The sequence below is a fragment of the Actinomadura sp. NPDC048394 genome, from assembly GCF_040651755.1.
Lineage (GTDB): Bacteria > Actinomycetota > Actinomycetes > Streptosporangiales > Streptosporangiaceae > Spirillospora > Spirillospora montaniterrae.
This window is the reverse complement of the sequence record NZ_JBEZJL010000078.1, coordinates 1-16,248: the sequence shown is the minus strand read 5'-3', so window position 1 is coordinate 16,248 and position 16,248 is coordinate 1. Positions and strand designations below refer to the sequence as shown.

At 73.9% G+C, this 16,248-nt stretch carries 14 protein-coding genes and 3 tRNA genes; 10 read left to right on the top strand and 7 right to left on the bottom strand.

Annotated features, from left to right (window positions below):
• The first annotated feature begins 17 nt into the window (after positions 1 to 17).
• A complete protein-coding gene (gene cobN, locus AB0C78_RS40080; protein ID WP_360758727.1) occupies positions 18 to 3,575 on the top strand; it encodes a cobaltochelatase subunit CobN in 3,558 nt (1,185 codons plus the stop codon).
• Here the strand turns inward: cobN and AB0C78_RS40075 are convergent.
• From AB0C78_RS40075 to AB0C78_RS40050, 6 genes are all read right to left on the bottom strand, one after another.
• A complete protein-coding gene (locus AB0C78_RS40075; RefSeq protein WP_360758657.1) occupies positions 3,536 to 5,530 on the bottom strand; it encodes a hypothetical protein in 1,995 nt (664 codons plus the stop codon). The two genes, cobN and AB0C78_RS40075, sit on opposite strands and share 40 nt — an antisense overlap.
• A 10-nt stretch (positions 5,531 to 5,540) precedes the next feature.
• A complete protein-coding gene (locus AB0C78_RS40070; protein WP_360758655.1) occupies positions 5,541 to 6,173 on the bottom strand; it encodes an SRPBCC family protein in 633 nt (210 codons plus the stop codon).
• The gene (locus AB0C78_RS40065; RefSeq protein ID WP_151544682.1) at positions 6,170 to 6,511 is read right to left on the bottom strand and encodes a metalloregulator ArsR/SmtB family transcription factor; all 342 of its coding nucleotides are present in this window, start codon (positions 6,509 to 6,511) and stop codon (positions 6,170 to 6,172) included. The genes AB0C78_RS40070 and AB0C78_RS40065 overlap by 4 nt, the downstream gene beginning before the upstream one ends.
• 60 nt (positions 6,512 to 6,571) lie before the next feature.
• Positions 6,572 to 7,165, bottom strand: coding sequence for a CE1759 family FMN reductase (locus tag AB0C78_RS40060; protein ID WP_360758652.1), 594 nt, complete (start codon positions 7,163 to 7,165; stop codon positions 6,572 to 6,574).
• Positions 7,162 to 8,256 carry an LLM class flavin-dependent oxidoreductase gene (locus AB0C78_RS40055; RefSeq protein ID WP_360758650.1) on the bottom strand — a complete coding sequence of 365 codons (1,095 nt, stop codon included), beginning with the start codon at positions 8,254 to 8,256 and terminating at the stop codon, positions 7,162 to 7,164. Before AB0C78_RS40055 ends, AB0C78_RS40060 begins: the two co-directional genes overlap by 4 nt.
• 81 nt (positions 8,257 to 8,337) lie before the next feature.
• A complete protein-coding gene (locus AB0C78_RS40050) occupies positions 8,338 to 9,261 on the bottom strand; it encodes a MerR family transcriptional regulator (RefSeq protein WP_360758648.1) in 924 nt (307 codons plus the stop codon).
• A gap of 65 nt (positions 9,262 to 9,326) precedes the next feature.
• Between AB0C78_RS40050 and AB0C78_RS40045 the strand changes: the two genes are divergently transcribed.
• The 4 genes from AB0C78_RS40045 (at position 9,327) to AB0C78_RS40030 (ending at position 13,200) form a co-directional block, all read left to right on the top strand.
• The gene (locus AB0C78_RS40045; RefSeq protein ID WP_360758646.1) at positions 9,327 to 10,097 is read left to right on the top strand and encodes a maleylpyruvate isomerase family mycothiol-dependent enzyme; all 771 of its coding nucleotides are present in this window, start codon (positions 9,327 to 9,329) and stop codon (positions 10,095 to 10,097) included.
• 16 nt (positions 10,098 to 10,113) lie between these two features.
• Positions 10,114 to 10,836, top strand: a complete 723-nt coding sequence (locus tag AB0C78_RS40040) for a hypothetical protein (protein ID WP_360758644.1) — start codon at positions 10,114 to 10,116, stop codon at positions 10,834 to 10,836.
• An 87-nt stretch (positions 10,837 to 10,923) separates the two neighbouring features.
• A complete protein-coding gene (locus AB0C78_RS40035; RefSeq protein WP_360758642.1) occupies positions 10,924 to 12,144 on the top strand; it encodes a M20 family metallopeptidase in 1,221 nt (406 codons plus the stop codon).
• A 138-nt stretch (positions 12,145 to 12,282) separates the two neighbouring features.
• Complete coding sequence (locus AB0C78_RS40030) at positions 12,283 to 13,200, top strand: hypothetical protein (RefSeq protein ID WP_360758640.1); 918 nt, start codon at positions 12,283 to 12,285, stop codon at positions 13,198 to 13,200.
• Positions 13,201 to 13,204: 4 nt separating this feature from the next.
• Here AB0C78_RS40030 and AB0C78_RS40025 read toward each other — a convergent pair whose 3' ends face one another.
• Positions 13,205 to 13,771 (bottom strand): YceI family protein, encoded by a 567-nt coding sequence (locus AB0C78_RS40025; protein ID WP_360758638.1) that lies wholly within the window; start codon positions 13,769 to 13,771, stop codon positions 13,205 to 13,207.
• A 102-nt stretch (positions 13,772 to 13,873) separates the two neighbouring features.
• On the opposite strand from AB0C78_RS40025, the gene AB0C78_RS40020 reads away from it, so the two are divergent.
• From AB0C78_RS40020 to AB0C78_RS40000, 5 genes are all read left to right on the top strand, one after another.
• On the top strand, positions 13,874 to 14,677 hold the full coding sequence (locus AB0C78_RS40020; RefSeq protein ID WP_360758636.1) for a universal stress protein: 804 nt from the start codon (positions 13,874 to 13,876) through the stop codon (positions 14,675 to 14,677).
• Between the two features lie 170 nt (positions 14,678 to 14,847).
• A complete protein-coding gene (locus AB0C78_RS40015) occupies positions 14,848 to 15,822 on the top strand; it encodes a CHAP domain-containing protein (protein ID WP_360758634.1) in 975 nt (324 codons plus the stop codon).
• A gap of 40 nt (positions 15,823 to 15,862) precedes the next feature.
• Positions 15,863 to 15,935: transfer RNA gene (locus tag AB0C78_RS40010), tRNA-Gly, on the top strand.
• Between the two features lie 26 nt (positions 15,936 to 15,961).
• Positions 15,962 to 16,032, top strand: a tRNA-Cys gene (locus AB0C78_RS40005).
• A 14-nt stretch (positions 16,033 to 16,046) separates the two neighbouring features.
• Positions 16,047 to 16,118: transfer RNA gene (locus AB0C78_RS40000), tRNA-Val, on the top strand.
• The last annotated feature ends 130 nt before the right edge of the window (positions 16,119 to 16,248 follow it).

Sequence of the window (16,248 nt, the reverse complement as noted above, 5' to 3'; positions counted from 1 at the left end):
CCCCGGGTGAGGACGCGATCCGCGTGATCCTGCTGCTGTCCACCTCGGACACCGACCTGCTCAGTGCGCGCGCGAGCGGCGCCGGCTTCCGGCTCGCCAACCCGGCCCGCACGTCCGTGGACGACCTGCCCGCCCTCGTGGACGGCACCGACCTGGTGGTCGTGCGGCTGCTCGGCGGCCGGCGCGCGTGGGAGGAGGGCCTCGACGCGCTGCTCGCGGGGCCGCGTCCCGTGGTGGTGCTCAGCGGCGAGCAGGCACCGGACGCCGAGCTGATGGAGCTGTCGACCGTCCCCGCCGGGGTGAGCGCCGAGGCGCACGCCTACCTGGCGCACGGCGGTCCCGGCAACCTCGCCGAGCTGTTCGCCTTCCTGTCCGACACGGTGCTGCTCACCGGGTTCGGGTTCGCTCCCCCGGCGCCCACCCCGACCTGGGGCGTGCTGGAGCGCGAGCGCCGGTCGGGCGAGGGGCCGGTCGTCGGCGTCCTGTACTACCGCGCCCATCACCTCGCCGGGAACACCGCGTTCGTCGAGGCGCTGTGCCGGCAGATCGAGGCGAAGGGCGGGCAGGCGCTCCCGGTGTTCTGCGCGTCGCTGCGCACCGCCGAGAAGGAACTCCTGGACACGCTCGGACGGGCCGACGCGCTGGTCGTCACCGTGCTCGCGGCGGGCGGTACGAAGCCGGCGTTCGCGGGCGCGGGCGGCGACGACGAGGCGTGGGACGTGGGCGCGCTCGCCGGGCTGGACGTCCCGATCCTGCAAGGGCTGTGCCTGACCAGCGAGCGCGCGGCGTGGGAGGCCAACGACGACGGCCTGTCGCCGCTGGACACCGCGACGCAGGTGGCGGTGCCGGAGTTCGACGGCCGGATCATCACGGTGCCGTTCTCGTTCAAGGAGACCGACGAGGACGGCCTCAGCGTCTACGTCGCCGATTCGGAGCGCGCCGCGCGGGTCGCCGGGATCGCCGTCCGGCACGCGCGGCTGCGGCACGTCCCGGCGCAGGACAAGCGGGTCGCGCTGATGCTGTCGGCGTATCCGACCAAGCACGCGCGGATCGGCAACGCGGTCGGGCTCGACACCCCGGCCAGCGTCGTGAAGCTGCTCGCCGAGATGCGCGAGCGCGGCTACGACGTCGGCGGCGAACTGCCCGCCGAGGGCGACGCGCTGATGCACGCGCTCATCGCGGCGGGCGGGCAGGACCCCGACTGGCTGACCGAGGCGCAGCTCACCGGCAACCCCGTCCGCATCCCGGCGGCGCGGTACAAGGCCTGGTACGCGACGCTCCCGCAGGACCTGCGCGACGGCATCGAGCGGCACTGGGGCCCGCCGCCCGGCGAGCTGTTCGTGGACGACTCCCAAGACCCGGACGGCGAGATCGTGCTCGCCGCGCTGCGGTCCGGGAACGTCGTCGTGATGGTGCAGCCGCCGCGCGGGTTCGGCGAGAACCCCGTCGCGATCTACCACGACCCGGACCTTCCGCCGAGCCACCACTACCTGGCGGCGTACCGGTGGGTCGCGGACGAGTTCGGCGCGGACGCGATCGTCCACGTCGGCAAGCACGGGAACCTGGAGTGGCTGCCCGGCAAGTCCGCCGGGATGTCGGCGTCCTGCGGGCCGGACGCGGCGGTCGGGGACCTGCCGCTCGTCTACCCGTTCCTGGTGAACGACCCGGGCGAGGGTACGCAGGCCAAGCGGCGCGCGCACGCCACGCTCGTCGACCACCTGATCCCGCCGATGGCGCGGGCGGAGAGCTACGGCGACATCGCGCGGCTGGAGCAGCTCCTCGACGAGCACGCGAACATCGCGGCGCTCGACCCGGCGAAGCTGCCCGCGATCCGCGCGCAGATCTGGACCCTCATCCAGGCCGCCCGCCTGGACCACGACCTCGGCTTGGACGACCGTCCGCACGACGCCGAGTTCGACGACTTCCTGCTGCACGTGGACGGCTGGCTGTGCGAGGTGAAGGACGTCCAGATCCGCGACGGCCTGCACGTCCTCGGCGCCGCCCCGGCCGGGGAGACGCGCGTCGACCTGGTGCTGGCGATGCTGCGGGCGCGGCAGATGTGGGGCGGTTCGGTGACGCTGCCCGGCCTGCGCGAGGCGCTCGGCCTGAAGGAGGACGGCGGCTCCCGGAACGAGGTCGACGCCGTCGAGGAGCGGGCGCGCGCGCTGGTCACCGCGATGGAGGAGCGCGGCTGGGACCCGTCCGCCGCGTCCGACGTCGCGGACGGGCAGGTCGCCGACATCCTCCGGTTCGCCGCGACGGAGATCGTCCCGCGACTGGAGAGGACCAGCGACGAGATCGGCATGGTGCTGCACGCCCTCGACGGCGGGTACGTGCCGGCCGGGCCGAGCGGGTCGCCGCTGCGCGGCCTGATCAACGTGCTGCCGACCGGCCGGAACTTCTACTCCGTCGACCCGAAGGCCGTCCCGTCCCGGCTCGCCTACGACACCGGCCGCGCGATGGCCGACTCGCTGCTGGACCGGTACCGCGAGGACACCGGCGAGTGGCCGCGCTCGGTCGGCCTGTCGGTGTGGGGCACCAGCGCGATGCGCACGTCCGGCGACGACATCGCCGAGGTGCTGGCGCTGCTCGGCGTCCGCCCGGTGTGGGACGAGGCGTCCCGCCGCGTCACCGGCCTGGAGCCGGTGCCGCTCGGCGAGCTCGGCCGCCCGCGCATCGACGTCACGATCCGGATCAGCGGGTTCTTCCGCGACGCGTTCCCGCACGCCGTCGCGATGCTCGACGACGCCGTGCGGATCGCGGCGGACCAGGACGAGCCCGACGAGATGAACTTCGTCCGCGCGCACGTCCGGGCGGACACGGCGGCGCACGGCGACGAGCGGCGGGCGACGCTGCGGGTGTTCGGGTCGCGGCCCGGCGCGTACGGGGCCGGGATCCTGCCGCTGATCGACAGCCGGAACTGGCGCGACGACTCCGACCTCGCCGAGGTGTACGCGGTGTGGGGCGGCTACGCCTACGGGCGCGGGCTGGACGGCGTCCCGGCGCGCGGCGACATGGAGAACGCCTACCGGCGGATCAGCGTCGCCGCGAAGAACACCGACACGCGCGAGCACGACATCGCCGACTCCGACGACTACTTCCAGTACCACGGCGGCATGATCGCGACCGTGCGGGCGCTGACCGGCAGGGCGCCGAAGGCCTACATCGGCGACAGCACCCGTCCGGACGCCGTCCGCACCCGCACGCTCGACGAGGAGACGTCCCGCGTCTTCCGCGCCCGCGTCGTCAACCCGCGCTGGCTCGCGGCGATGCGGCGGCACGGCTACAAGGGCGCGTTCGAGCTGGCCGCGACCGTCGACTACCTGTTCGGCTACGACGCGACCGCCGGGGTCGTCGCCGACTGGATGTACGAGAAGCTCGCGCAGACGTACGCGCTGGACGCCGAGAACCAGGCGTTCTTCAACGAGTCGAACCCGTGGGCGCTGCACGGCATCACCGAACGCCTCCTCGAAGCCGCCGACCGCGGCATGTGGGAGCACCCGGAGCAGGAGACCCTCGACGCGTTGAAGCGCCTCTACCTCGAAGTCGAAGGCGACCTGGAGGACTCCGACTGAGCCGCTGGCTCCCCGAGGAGTCGTGCGGCCAGGGCGCGCAGTTCGCGGTCCTCGGCGAAGGCCCGCCATCCGCTGTTGACGTGATGCCGGCGGTCCGAGTCCAGGATCTCGCGCAACGCCCAGCGCACCTGCGAAGGTGCGGGGCCCATGGCGGCGAGGCACCGCATGGCCGCCCACCGCACCGGCTGGTAGCCGCCCCGCGCCAGCTCGTAGACCTCGCGGCACAACGTCTCCGACGCGGCCTCCACCTCCCCGGTGACCGCGTGGTGCGCGCGCGCAGCCTCCACACGCGTCCAGTCGTCCCGAGAGTCCATGAGCAGCCGGAGGCGTCCGGCGTGGGCGGCGGCGTGCTCGCCGAGGTCGGCCAGCAGCCGGATCCCGCCGCGGCCGGGCGGGGGCCCGTCCGCGGCGTTCAGCGGCGGCGCCGGGTCGCCGGTCACCTTGAACAGCGCCCAGGGGACGAGGGTCTCGCGCTCCCGGGCGAGCGGCCCGCCTTCCTGCCGTCCAATGCGGCGCAGCGCCTCGGCGGCGCCGGACGCGGCCGGGCCGATCGCGGCGAGCGTCGTCGCCGCCTGGACGGCCGCGCCGGTGCCGAGCAGCCGGACGAGTTCGGGGACCGCCGGTGCGGCGGCCGGTCCCCACTCCTCCAGCGCACGCGCGAGAGTGCGGCCGGTGTCGGGGTCGTCCATCCGCGCGCGGATCGCCGGAAGGAGGACGTCCGCGTGCTCGCTCAGCGGGGCGAGCGAATAGAGGATGGACGGAGGCGACGTGGTGAACACCGAACCCGAGTACACGTCGGCGGTCGGCGGCGTCCCGGCGAGCCGTTCCACCAGGTAGGGGACGCACCGCGGGTCCTCGCGCCAGGCCAGGCCCCAGGCGGCGAAGTCGGAGACCCGCTCGTCGCCGTGCCGGGACAGCGGCGCGCCGTCGCCGAGCCGGGCCGCGAGCAGGTCGGGGTCGCCCTCGTCCAATGCCGCGAGCAGGAGGACGGCGTAGGAGCGCGCCGCCTGAGACGCGTCGCCGGACAGGGCGGCCAGACGCGGAAGCAGGCGTTCCACCGGCGACCGCCGCTCGGCCAGCAGGTGCGCGGCGATGCGCACCGCACCGATCCGCTTGTCGGCGTCATCGTCACCGATGAAGGCCGTGCACAGGGCGAGGCGTGCGGGCGGGTCGTCCTCGATCCGCGCCGCGATCCAGCCGAGCAGGCGGGACGCGCCCCCGCCGAAGTGCGGGACGAGGTCCGGGCTCACGCCGCCGACCCACGGGACGTCGCGCCAGACCGCGATGTCCCCGGTCAGGGCCTCGACGGCCGCCGCGAGGTCCGGACGTTGCGCGCCGACCGCCGCCGACAGCGCGAGGCCGGCGGCGAGCCGGAGCTGCGGGTCGTCGGAGGCGCGCAGATCGCGAAGCCAGAGGAGCGCCTCGGGCAGGACGCGCGCCGTGCAACCCGACGCCAGGTCGCCCGCCGCGAGGACGATCCCCAGCCTGACCGCCGGGTCGTCCTGGCCGTCCCACCTGGCGCGCAGATCCGGGACGATCGCGTCCGCGTCGCTCAAGGCCGACGACAGCGTGCTCGTCAGTTCCCGCCGGACGGCGACGTCGGGATCGTCGAGCAGGGCGAGCAGGCGGGGCAGCGCGGCGGCCCAGGCGTCCGGCCAGCCCGGGTCGGCGCCCGGGACCGTGTTCGCCTCGTGGACGAGCCGTCCGAGCAGGTCCAGCAGGCCGATCCGGTCGGCGGTGCCCGGTGCCGCCGCCAGCTCGACCAGGTACGGCAGGGCCGCCGTGGCGGCGTCGCAGACGAAGCCGCCCTGGTGGTAGAGCCGGCTGTCGAGGTCGTCCACCGCTTCGACGCTCCCGGCGGCGGCGCGCAGCAGGCCGGGGACGTCTTCGGCGGAGCCGTAGGCGTGCCGCAGGGCGGACCAGTCGATGCGGTCCAGGCCCCGGAGAAGCGTCACAAGACGGAGATCATTCCACGGATCCGGTGTAGGCGGCGATGGTGCGGTCCGCGCGGGCGCGGGCCTCGGCCTCCGGGGTGCCGGACGCGGCGTCCGCCGCGTACCAGCCTTCCGCGCAGCCGGTCATGAAGGCGCGGGCCTCGTCGGACGCCTGCCATTCGGGGCCGAGGTCCGCCGGGACGTCCTTCCCGGTCGACAGGTGCAGCGACAGGCCGAGCAGGCCCATGTCCCAGCCGACGCCGACCGCGCCGGGCCCGAACTGCTCCCAGTGGTCGTCGACGTGCGTGATGTGCTCCAGCTCGAACCGCGTTCGGCCGCCCTCCTCGGGCGTGAGCCGGACCTCGATCCAGCTGGTCTGGCCGGCGAACTCCCAGGTGGCGAAGAAGCTCTTGGGCGGGTCGCAGCGCTCGACGGTGCCGCCGGCGTTGCCTTCGAGCTGGTAGCGGCCGCCGGCGCGCAGGTCGCCTGAGACGGGCAGGAACCAGCGCGGGATCCGCTCGGGGCTGGTGACGGCGTCCCACACGTCCTCGACGGGGGCGGCGTAGGTCTGGCTGATGACGACGGCGCGGGCGGTGCCGGCCTCCATCTCGCGCTCGCCGACCCGGCGGCGCACGTCGTTGATCTGCCCGGTCACTTCGATCACGGTTCCTCCTCGGTGCGGCGTGCGCGCCGGCCCCTGGCGATCTCGGTGGCCAGGGCGTCCAGATGCGGCGTCCAGTAGCGGCGGAAGCGGTCGAGCCAGGCGTCGATCTCCTGGAGCGGCGCGGAGCCGACGCGGTAGAGGCGCCGGGTCCCGTCCGGCCGGACGACGGCGAAGCCCGCCTCCCGGAGCACCTTGAGGTGCTGCGAGACGGCGGGCTGCGAGATGCCGAACTCCTCCCGGATGACCGACGACACCTCGCCCGAGGACCGCTCGCCGTCGGCGAGCAGCTCGAGGATGCGGCGCCGGACCGGGTCGCCCAGCACATCAAAGGCGTGCACGGGCCCCAACATACAGGCGTGGCTTATATAAGCCAAGCCTTAAACAGCGAGACCGACGGGTCAGCGGCCGGCGAGGAGGTCCTCGAACGGCACGGGCTCGTCGTACGGGTCGGCCTTCGCGGCGGCGGGCCGCCCCGCGATCGCGGCGGCGAGCTCGGCGCCGGCGCGGGCGATCCGGTCGGGCAGGCCGGTGTCGCCGCTCCCCCAGTCCTCGGACGCGGCGAACACGGCGGTCGGCATCGCGTTCGCGCGCAGGTAGGCGAACAGCGGCCGCATCGCGAAGTCGATGGCCAGCGAGTGCCGGGCGGTGCCGCCGGTCGCGCCGAGCAGCACCGGCTTGCCCTCCAGGCCGCCGCGCTCGATGACGTCGAAGAACGTCTTGAACAGGCCGCTGTAGGACGCGTTGAACACCGGTGTCACCGCGATCAGGCCGTCCGCGCCGGTCATGGCCTGGACGGCGGCGCGGAAATCGCCCGACGGGAAGCCGGTGAGGTTCGCGTCCACCATCGCGTGGGCGTGGTCGCGCAGCTCGACGGTCTCGGTGGACACGTCCCCGCCGAGCGCCCGCGCGGCCGACTCGGCGAGCCGGTCGGCGAGCAGCCGCGTGGACGAGGGCCGCCCGAGCCCGGCGGAAACGACGGCGAGCGTCGTCATCGGGTCACCTCCGCGTTCTCCTTGGCCGCGACCAGCGACGCGTGCGTCGGCGCGGTCGCCGGGACGTGCGCGGGGCGCAGCGCCTCGAACTCCTTGCGCAGCACCGGGACGACCTCCTCGCCCAGCATGTCGATCTGCTCCAGGACGGTCTTCAGCGGCAGTCCGGCGTGGTCCATGAGGAACAGCTGCCGCTGGTAGTCGCCGAAGTGGTCGCGGAACGTCATGGTCCTGTCGATCACCTGCTGCGGGCTGCCGACGGTCAGCGGCGTCTCCCGGGTGAACTCCTCCAGCGACGGGCCGTGCCCGTAGACGGGCGCGTTGTCGAAGTAGGGCCGGAACTCGCGGACGGCGTCCTGGGAGTTCTTCCGCATGAACACCTGGCCGCCGAGGCCGACGATCGCCTGGTCGGCGGACCCGTGGCCGTAGTGCTCGTAGCGGCGCCGGTAGAGGCCGATCAGCCGCTGGAAGTGGTCGGTGGGCCAGAAGATGTGGTTCGCGAAGAACCCGTCGCCGTAGTAGGCGGCCTGCTCGGCGATCTCCGGGCTGCGGATGGAGCCGTGCCACACGAACGGCGGCACGCCGTCCAGCGGGCGCGGCGTCGAGGTGAACGACTGGAGCGGCGTGCGGTGCTTGCCCTCCCAGTCGACGACGTCCTCGCGCCAGAGCCGGTGCAGCAGGTGGTAGTTCTCGATCGCGAGCGGGATGCCGTCGCGGATGTCCTTGCCGAACCAGGGGTAGACGGGCCCGGTGTTGCCGCGCCCCATCATCAGGTCGACGCGGCCGCCCGCGAGATGCTGCAGCATCGCGAAGTCCTCGGCGATCTTCACCGGGTCGTTCGTGGTGATCAAGGTGGTCGCGGTGGACAGGATCAGCCGCTCGGTGCGCGCCGCGATGTAGCCGAGCATGGTCGTCGGGGACGACGGCACGAACGGCGGGTTGTGGTGCTCGCCGGTGGCGAAGACGTCGAGGCCGGCCTCCTCGGCCTTGAGCGCGATCGCGACCATCGCCTGGATCCGCTCGGCCTCGGACGGGGTCCGGCCGGTGGTCGGGTCGGTGGTGACGTCGCCGACCGTGAAGATCCCGAACTGCATGCCGGCCTCCAAGTAGTAGAAGTTTCAATTACCCTACCGAACCCGGCCGCCCGTCCCGCTATTCCGCCCGCCGCGTCCCCGCTAGGACACGGACCGTTCGAGCGCGTCCAGCAGCCAGAAATGCAGCGTGCCGAGGGTCACCGGATCGCCCGTCACCAGGCGGAACAGGTCCCAGTACCGGGCCACCCGCGCGTCGCGCTCCACCTCGGAGTCGCGCAGGATCCAGCGCCGGAACTCCGGGGTGTCCCTGCCCTTCCTCCCCGCGACGTGGGCGGCGACGAACCGGTCCAGGGCCGCGCCGGGCCCCGGCGCCTCCCCCGCCAGGACGAGGGGCGCCGCCAGCTCCATCGCCTCGCTCATCCCGGCCAGCAGCGACTCCTCGTCGCCCACCACCCGCACGTTCGACCGCCCCTGCGCCAGCAGCCGCCGGTTCAGCGACCGGTCGCCGGCCAGGACGACCATCTCGGCGTAGGCGACCACCTGCGCCGGCGTCGGATCGGCGGGCGGCGGCGGGACCACCATCTCCAGGAACGCCTCGACCCGCTCGTCCGGCAGCGGCGCCATGATCCGGCGCAGCCAGAACTCCGCCAGCGCGGCGCGCGCGGCCCGGCCGTCCTCCGCCGCCGCGAGCAGGTCCAGGCGCGCGGCCCGCTCGTCCGGCGGCGCCGACTCGACCGCGCCCAGCGCGGCGCGGCGCCACGCCAGCGCCGCCATCTCCGCCTCCAGGGCCGCCCGCTCGGCGGCCACGGCCTCGCCGAGCGAGCGCTCCCCCGCGAGGACGGCCGCGATGGCGGGCAGGCCGAGCCCCAGGCCGCGCAGCCGCCGGACGAGCCGCAGCCGGTCGACGGCGGGCGCGTCGAACCGGCGGTGCCCGCCCGCGCTGCGCGCCGGTTCGAGGATCCCCTCGTCGCAGTAGAACCGGATCGTCCGGACGGGCACACCGGTCAGCGCCGCCAGATCGCCGATGCCGAGGGACCCCGGTCCTGTGGCGCCGGTCACACTCACTTGAACCTCCACCGGGCTGGAGTTCCTACGGTACGGGCACCACGTCCACGAGGAGGGATACGACCATGGACGACAAGGTGCTCGGCGCCGACCGGATCGCCGAGGCGCTGCGCGAGCACACCGGCGGGATGGCCGCCGCCGTCACCGGCGCGGACCCGGACACGAGGGTGCCGACCTGCCCGGAGTGGACCCTGCGCGACCTCGTCGGGCACATCGGCCAGGCGCACCGGTGGGCCGCGGGGTTCATCCGCGACGGCGCGACCGACCTCGTCACGCAGGTGCCCCGGACGGCGCCCGGCGCGGTGGCGGACTGGCCCGGGTGGCTCCGCGACGGCGCGGACGACCTGGTCCGGGCCTTCGAGGCGGACCCGGACCGCACCGTCGCGCACCCGATCATGGGCCCGCGCCCGGCCGCGATGTGGCTGCGCCGGATGCTGCACGACACGGCCGTCCACCACGCCGACGCCGCGTTCACCACCGGCGTCCGGTACGAGATCGCGCCCGATGTCGCCGCCGACGGGATCACCGAATGGCTGGGCCTGGTGACCGAGCCCGCCGCCGCGACGCTCCAGCCGAGGCTCGCCGAGCTGCGCGGGCGGGGCGAGACGTTGAGCCTGCGCCCGTCCGAGCCGTCCGTGCCCGGCTGGGTGATCACCCGCGCGCCGGACGGGCTCGGCTGGGAGCGCGCGGACCGGGACGGCGACATGACCATCGCCGGGCCCGTCCGCGACCTGATGCTGGTGTTCGCGCGACGCCTGGCCCCGGACGACGCGGACGTGAAGGTGACCGGCGACCGGACGCTGCTGGAGCACTGGCTCGCCCGCACGGCGTTCTGACCTTCACAATGGGGCGATGGCGGACGAGCGGGCCGAATGGAGCGCCGATCCGCGGCGCGACGGGCTGGCCGCGTTCGCGGCGATCGAGGACGACCGGGCCGGATCGCATCCCGGCGTCCGCCACATCCGGGCTCTGGGGACGATGTACCGGTTCGACGTCCACCATCCGGGCGACGTCGACACCTACCCGGACCGGCAGCGCCAGGAGGTCCGCGGCATGCGGGGGCCGGACGGGCGGGAGCGCCGCGTCGCCGAGGGCGAGACGTGGCGTTTCTCCTGGTCCTGGTACCTGACGCGGGCGCTGCGGGCGACGACGTCCTTCACGCACGTCCACCAGTTCTTCGCCTCGGTCCCCGGCGGCGGGCCGGGCGGCGGACCGGTGCTGGTGACGTCGCTGCGCCGGCGCGGCGGGCGCGACCTGCTGGAGCTGAACGCGATCCGGTCGGGCGTCGTCGTGGCCGCCGCCGACCTCGGCCCGCTGTGCAGCCGGTGGATCGGCGTCGAGCTGGAGGCGCGGTTCGCCGCGGCGCCGGCCGGGCGCGTCCGCTGGACGGTCACGGCCGGTGCCGGGGACGCGGTCGTCGACGTCGAGCGGGACGGGCTCGACCTGCGGCCCGGCACGGCGGGCGTGTCCCCGAAATGGGGCGTCTACCGGTCGCTGAAGGACGCGGCGCGGCTCGGCGACGCGCATCTCCTCCTCAAGGATCTTCGTGCCCGCCAGGTGCGGCATTTCGGGTGACACCGGCGATACGGTGCAGATGCGGCGCCGGAACGGGCCGCCCGGAAAGCCGCCCGCGGCCACCGGAGACCCCCTGAGGAGGAACCGTTGAGCCAGCCTTCGACCGTCCCCGGGTCCCTGCGCGACGACGCCGCCGCCCTGCAGGACGATCTCGCCCGGCTCCGCGGCGCGCTGCACCGCGAACCGGAACTCGGCCTGGACCTGCCCCGGACGCAGGAGAAGGTGCTCGCGGCCCTCGACGGCCTGCCGCTGGAGATCAGCACGGGCGAGCGGCTCACCTCGGTGACCGCGGTGCTGCGCGGCGCCCGCCCCGGCCCGACCGTGCTGCTGCGCGGCGACATGGACGCGCTCCCCGTCACCGAGCGCGGCGACGCCGCCGTGGTCTCGCAGGTCGACGGGGTGATGCACGCGTGCGGCCACGACCTGCACACCACGATGCTGGCGGGCGCCGCGCGGCTGCTCGCGGCCCGGCGCGACGACCTGGCGGGCGACGTCGTGTTCATGTTCCAGCCCGGCGAGGAGGGCCTCGGCGGCGCGAAGATCATGATCGAGGAGGGCGTGCTCGACGCGTCCGGCGAGCGGCCCGTCGCCGCGTACGCGCTGCACGTGTTCTCCGCCGCGCTGCCGCAGGGGATGTTCGTGACCCGGGGCGGGCCGATCATGGCGGCGGCGGACCGGCTGCGGGTCACCGTCCGGGGCGTCGGCGGGCACGGGTCCATGCCGCACCTGGCGAAGGACCCGCTGCCGGCCGCCTGCGAGATGGTCACCGCGCTGCAGACGATGGTGACCCGCGCGTTCGACCCGTTCGACCCGGTGGTGCTGACGATCGGATCGTTCCACTCCGGCACCATGGACAACGTGATCCCGGACGAGGCGAGCTTCTCCGGCACCGTCCGGTCGTTCTCCCCGGCGTCGCACGAGAGGCTGAAGGAGCGGACGGTCGAGCTGGTGCAGGGCCTCGCCAAGGCGCACGGCCTGGACGTCGACGTCAGTTACGTCCAGGACTACCCGGTGACGATCAACGACGGCGCCGAGGCCGCGTTCATGGCGGACACCATCCGCGAGGTCTACGGCGAGGAGCGCTACTTCGACTCGCCGCAGCCGTTCCCGGCCTCGGAGGACTTCTCCTTCGTGTGCGACGAGGTACCGTCGGCGTTCGTCGTGATGGGCGCGTGCCCGTCCGGCGTCGACCCGGGCAAGGCGGCGGTGAACCACTCCGCCGACGCCCGCTACGACGACGCGGTGCTCGCCGACGGCGCCGCGCTCTACGCCGAGCTCGCCGCCCGGCGGCTGGCGCGCGGGAACTGACACGCGACGGGTGCGGAGCAGGCGAAACATTCCGGCCCGCCCGGTCGTCAGACTGGGGGGCGGGACGGACCCGCCCGCCGCACTGGGCACGGGACGGGGCGGGACCGGCGGTCCCCCGCGGCGGAACGGAGGGCGCGGGTGTTCATCGGGCTGCTGACGGCGGTGGGCGCGTCGGCCTGCTACGGGACCGGATCGGTCCTGCAGGCGCTCGGCGCCAGGCGGTCCGCGGCGCGCGAGAGCGCCGCGGGCGCCGGGTCCACCGGGTACGGCGGGCCGAGCCTGTCCTCCACCGCGAAGGCCGTCGTGACGTGGGAGTTCATCGTCGGGACGGTGCTGGACACGGCCGGGTTCGCGCTCGGCGCGCTGTCGGCGAAGCTGGTGCCGCTGTTCCTGTCCCAGACGGTGATCAGCGCCAACCTGGTGATCACCGCGGTGCTCGGCATCTGGGTGCTCGGCATCCGGCTCGTCCGGCCGGAGTGGATCTCGATCGGGGTGGTGTGCGCCGCGCTGGTGCTGCTGGCCGGCACCGCCGGGCACGAGGGCGCCGGCCGCGTCGCGATCGGCTGGCACTGGGGGCTGCTCGCGGTGTCGGTGCTGCTCGTCGCCGCCGCGCTGCCGATCGTCCGGCTGATGGGGCCGCGCGCGGCGATCCCCGCCGGCCTGCTGTCGGGCCTCTGCTTCGGCGCGGTCGGCGTCGGCGTCCGGATCCTCAACGGCACCGACCCGCTCGCCTGGCGGGACCTGCTCGGCGACCCCGCCCTGTACGCGATCGCGATCGCGGGCCTCGGCGGCATGTACTTCCACACGCTCGCGCTGCAGATCGGGTCGATCAACGGCGCCACGGCGGCGCTGGTGGCGGGCGAGACGGTCGTCCCGGGGATCATCGGCGTGCTGTGGCTCGGGGACGCCTCCCGCGAGGGCATGGCGCTGCCCGCGGGCATCGGGTTCGTGCTGGCCGTCGCCGGCGCGGTGGCGGTCGCCTGGTACGGCAACCCGCACGTGCCGGGCGTCCGCGAACCCGAGCCGGCCGGGACCGCGGGGACCGCCGGGGGGTGAGCGGTCAGTCCTCGCGGACGGCCTGGATCTCCAGGGCGATCGCGATGGTGTCGCCGAGCATGACCTTGTCGCCCTGCAGCGGCACGTTGAACTCGATGCCGAAGTCGCGGCGGCTGATCGACGCGGTGGCGGTGAAGCCGGCGCGGGTGCCGCCCCACGGGTCGGACGCGACGCCGTGGAACTCGGTCAGCAGCCGGACCGGCCGCGTAACGTCCTTGACCGTGAGCTCGCCGTCGAGGTGGTAGCGGGGCCGCTTGGCCCGGCGGCCGATGGTGGCACGTTCCACACCGAGCCCGGTGAAGGTCATGACCGGGTGCCGCCGCACGTCCAGGAAGTCGGCCGAGCGGACGTGCTCGTCGCGCTCGGCGCTGCGGGTGTCGATGGAGGCCATCCGGATCTCGGCCCGGGCGGTCGAGTCCATCGGGTCGTCGCCGATCACGACCTCGCCGCCGAAGTCGGGGAACGAGCCGCGCACCGTGGTCATCAGGTGCCGGATCGTGAAGGTGATCTCGGAATGGACCGGGTCGATGGTCCAGCGGCCCGGCGCGAGGCCTCCCGCCTCGTCCCCCATGACAAATCCCCCCAAAAAGTACAGCGAGCTTGAAACACGAAAAGTTACCGTAAACCAGTCCATGATCGTTGTGACGGCGCGGTCCGGGGGAATGCTGACCAGATGATCGGCGAACACGTGCTGGCCGGGTACGTCCACGACGCGGGCGGCCGGGAGGCCCTGGACCTGGCGCGCGCCATCGTCGCCCTCACCGGCGGCGAGCTGAGCGTCGCCACCGTCCACCCGCCGGGCCGCGCGGGCGCCGCCGGCGAGGCCCACACCCTCCTCGAACAGGCCGCCGACCTGCTCGGCGAGCAGCCCGCCGAACTGCTCGTCCAGGAGAGCCGCAGCGTCGGCCGCGGCCTCACCGCGCTCGCCGGCCGGATCGGCGCCGACCTCATCGTCGTCGGCTCCCCCGAAGGCGGCGCCCGCGGCCGGATCGGCGTCGGCGCCGCCGCCGACCACCTGCTGCACTCCGCCACCGAGGCCGTCATGCTCGCCCCCGCCGGCTACACCCCGCCCGACGAGCTCGGCCGCATCACCGTCATGTACGTCCGCCGCCCCCAGTGCGACGAGGCCGTCGTCCGCGCCGCCCAGGCCGCCGACCGGCTCGACGTCCCGCTCCGCCTCGTCACCCTCGCCATCGGCGACGTCGACGCCGAACGGCTCCGCGACGACCTCGCGCTCGCCATCCGCCTCGCCGTCGAGTCCGCCGAACTGCCCCCCGAGGACGTCACCGCCGACCTCGCCGAGGGCGACGACGTCGCCGACGCCCTCGACGACCTCGACTGGCCCGACGGCGAGCTGCTCGTCTGCGCGTCCAGCGAGGACGCCGCCGCCCACCGCGTCTTCCTCGGCGAGGTCGCCGTCAAGGTGCTGCGCGCCGCGCCCTGCCCCGTCACCGTCCTGCCGAGGGGCTACTTCTGACGGGCCACCCCCGACTAGCCCGTTTTGACCGCTTTCCCGGAACGGCTTGCCGCCCCCGGTTTACCTCGACTACATTCCAGCGAGACCGGAACGTGACCTTGGAACGAGGCACGGACCGGGTCCCCGGTCGGGCGCCCCCTGCCCGAGTCGGCGAGTCGGCAGGGAGCGAGATGGACCCGATCGGCAAGAAGCTGCTCGACGTTGCCCAGAAGCAGCTCGGCTACACCGAGCACGGCAGCGGCTACACCAAGTTCGGCGACTGGTACGCCAAGAACATCGACGGCGACCACGACTCCTACTTCAAGACGGCCCCCTGGTGCGACATGTTCCTCGCCTGGGCCGCCGACAAGGCCGGCGTCGCCGAACAGGCCGGGCAGTTCGCCTCCACCGTCGACCACGCCAAATGGTTCAAGGACCACGGCGCCTGGGGCCACACCCCCGAACCCGGCGCCCTCGTCTTCTACGACTGGTCCGGCTCCGGCGACATCGACCAGATCGACCACGTCGGCATCGTCGAGAAGGTCGACGGACACACCCTCCACACCATCGAGGGCAACGCCGACGGCTACAAGCTCATGCGCAAGACCCGCAGCATGGACGACGTCGTCGGCTTCGGCTACCCCGGCAAGATCCAGGTCACCGACGCCAAGTACACCCCCAAGCACGCCGCCCCCGCCACCACCGTCGACAAGGTCGGCGACCCCGCCACCACCACGCACACCCACGAGGAACAGCACAGCGGCCCCGGCGCGCAGCAGCTCCCCGCCCAGGACGTCGTCCTCGGCGGCATCCTCGCCTTCGTCCTCTGCGGCACCGTCGCCCTCGCCGCCGGACGCGCCGCCGCCGCCAAGGCCCCCACCACCCCGCCCATCCGCGTCCGCAAGCGCGGCAAGCACCACCGCCCCTCCACCCCCGTCGCCCTCCCCGCCGACGTCACCCCCGCCGACCTCGACGCCGCCGACGCCGGCACCACCGTCATGCCCGCCCTCTCCCTCGCCGCCGCCCACGAAGCCGAGGACCGCGAGTTCTGGGGCCGCATCGCCCACCTCGAAGAGGACAAGGAGCTCGCGTTCTGGAACTCGCTGCACGCCGAGGCCACCGACAACGCCGCCGACGAGTACGCAACCACTCCCGGATTCCGCTAGAGTTGTCCATGCGCGCCGGGGGAAACCCCGGAGCCGACAAGCGGACGTGGCTCAGTTGGTAGAGCATCACCTTGCCAAGGTGAGGGTCGCGGGTTCGAATCCCGTCGTCCGCTCTGAGAGGCCCGTGCGGCCTCGCTCTGGTGGAGTGGCCGAGAGGCGAGGCAACGGCCTGCAAAGCCGTGTACACGGGTTCAAATCCCGTCTCCACCTCGCAGTACACGCAAGGGCGATTAGCTCAGTGGGAGAGCGCTACCTTGACACGGTAGAGGTCACTGGTTCAATCCCAGTATCGCCCACGATGGAGTGGGGAGTGGTGTGCCCGCGGAAAGCGCGGGCCTGCCACTCCCTCTTTGTGTTGACCCGGGGGGCGACCCCCGGCCAACCGCGTCCGCAAGCGCGGCAAGCACCACCGCCCCTCCACCCCCG

Bases quoted from the DNA above. Each gene is read 5' to 3' on its own strand.
- AB0C78_RS40060 (WP_360758652.1), bottom strand. From the start codon at position 7,165: ATGACGACGCTCGCCGTCGTTTCCGCCGGGCTCGGGCGGCCCTCGTCC.
- AB0C78_RS40020 (WP_360758636.1), top strand. From the start codon at position 13,874: ATGATCGGCGAACACGTGCTGGCCGGGTACGTCCACGACGCGGGCGGC.
- AB0C78_RS40015 (WP_360758634.1), top strand. From the start codon at position 14,848: ATGGACCCGATCGGCAAGAAGCTGCTCGACGTTGCCCAGAAGCAGCTC.
- AB0C78_RS40045 (WP_360758646.1), top strand. From the start codon at position 9,327: ATGGACGACAAGGTGCTCGGCGCCGACCGGATCGCCGAGGCGCTGCGC.
- AB0C78_RS40040 (WP_360758644.1), top strand. From the start codon at position 10,114: ATGGCGGACGAGCGGGCCGAATGGAGCGCCGATCCGCGGCGCGACGGG.
- AB0C78_RS40055 (WP_360758650.1), bottom strand. From the start codon at position 8,256: ATGCAGTTCGGGATCTTCACGGTCGGCGACGTCACCACCGACCCGACC.
- AB0C78_RS40025 (WP_360758638.1), bottom strand. From the start codon at position 13,771: ATGGGGGACGAGGCGGGAGGCCTCGCGCCGGGCCGCTGGACCATCGAC.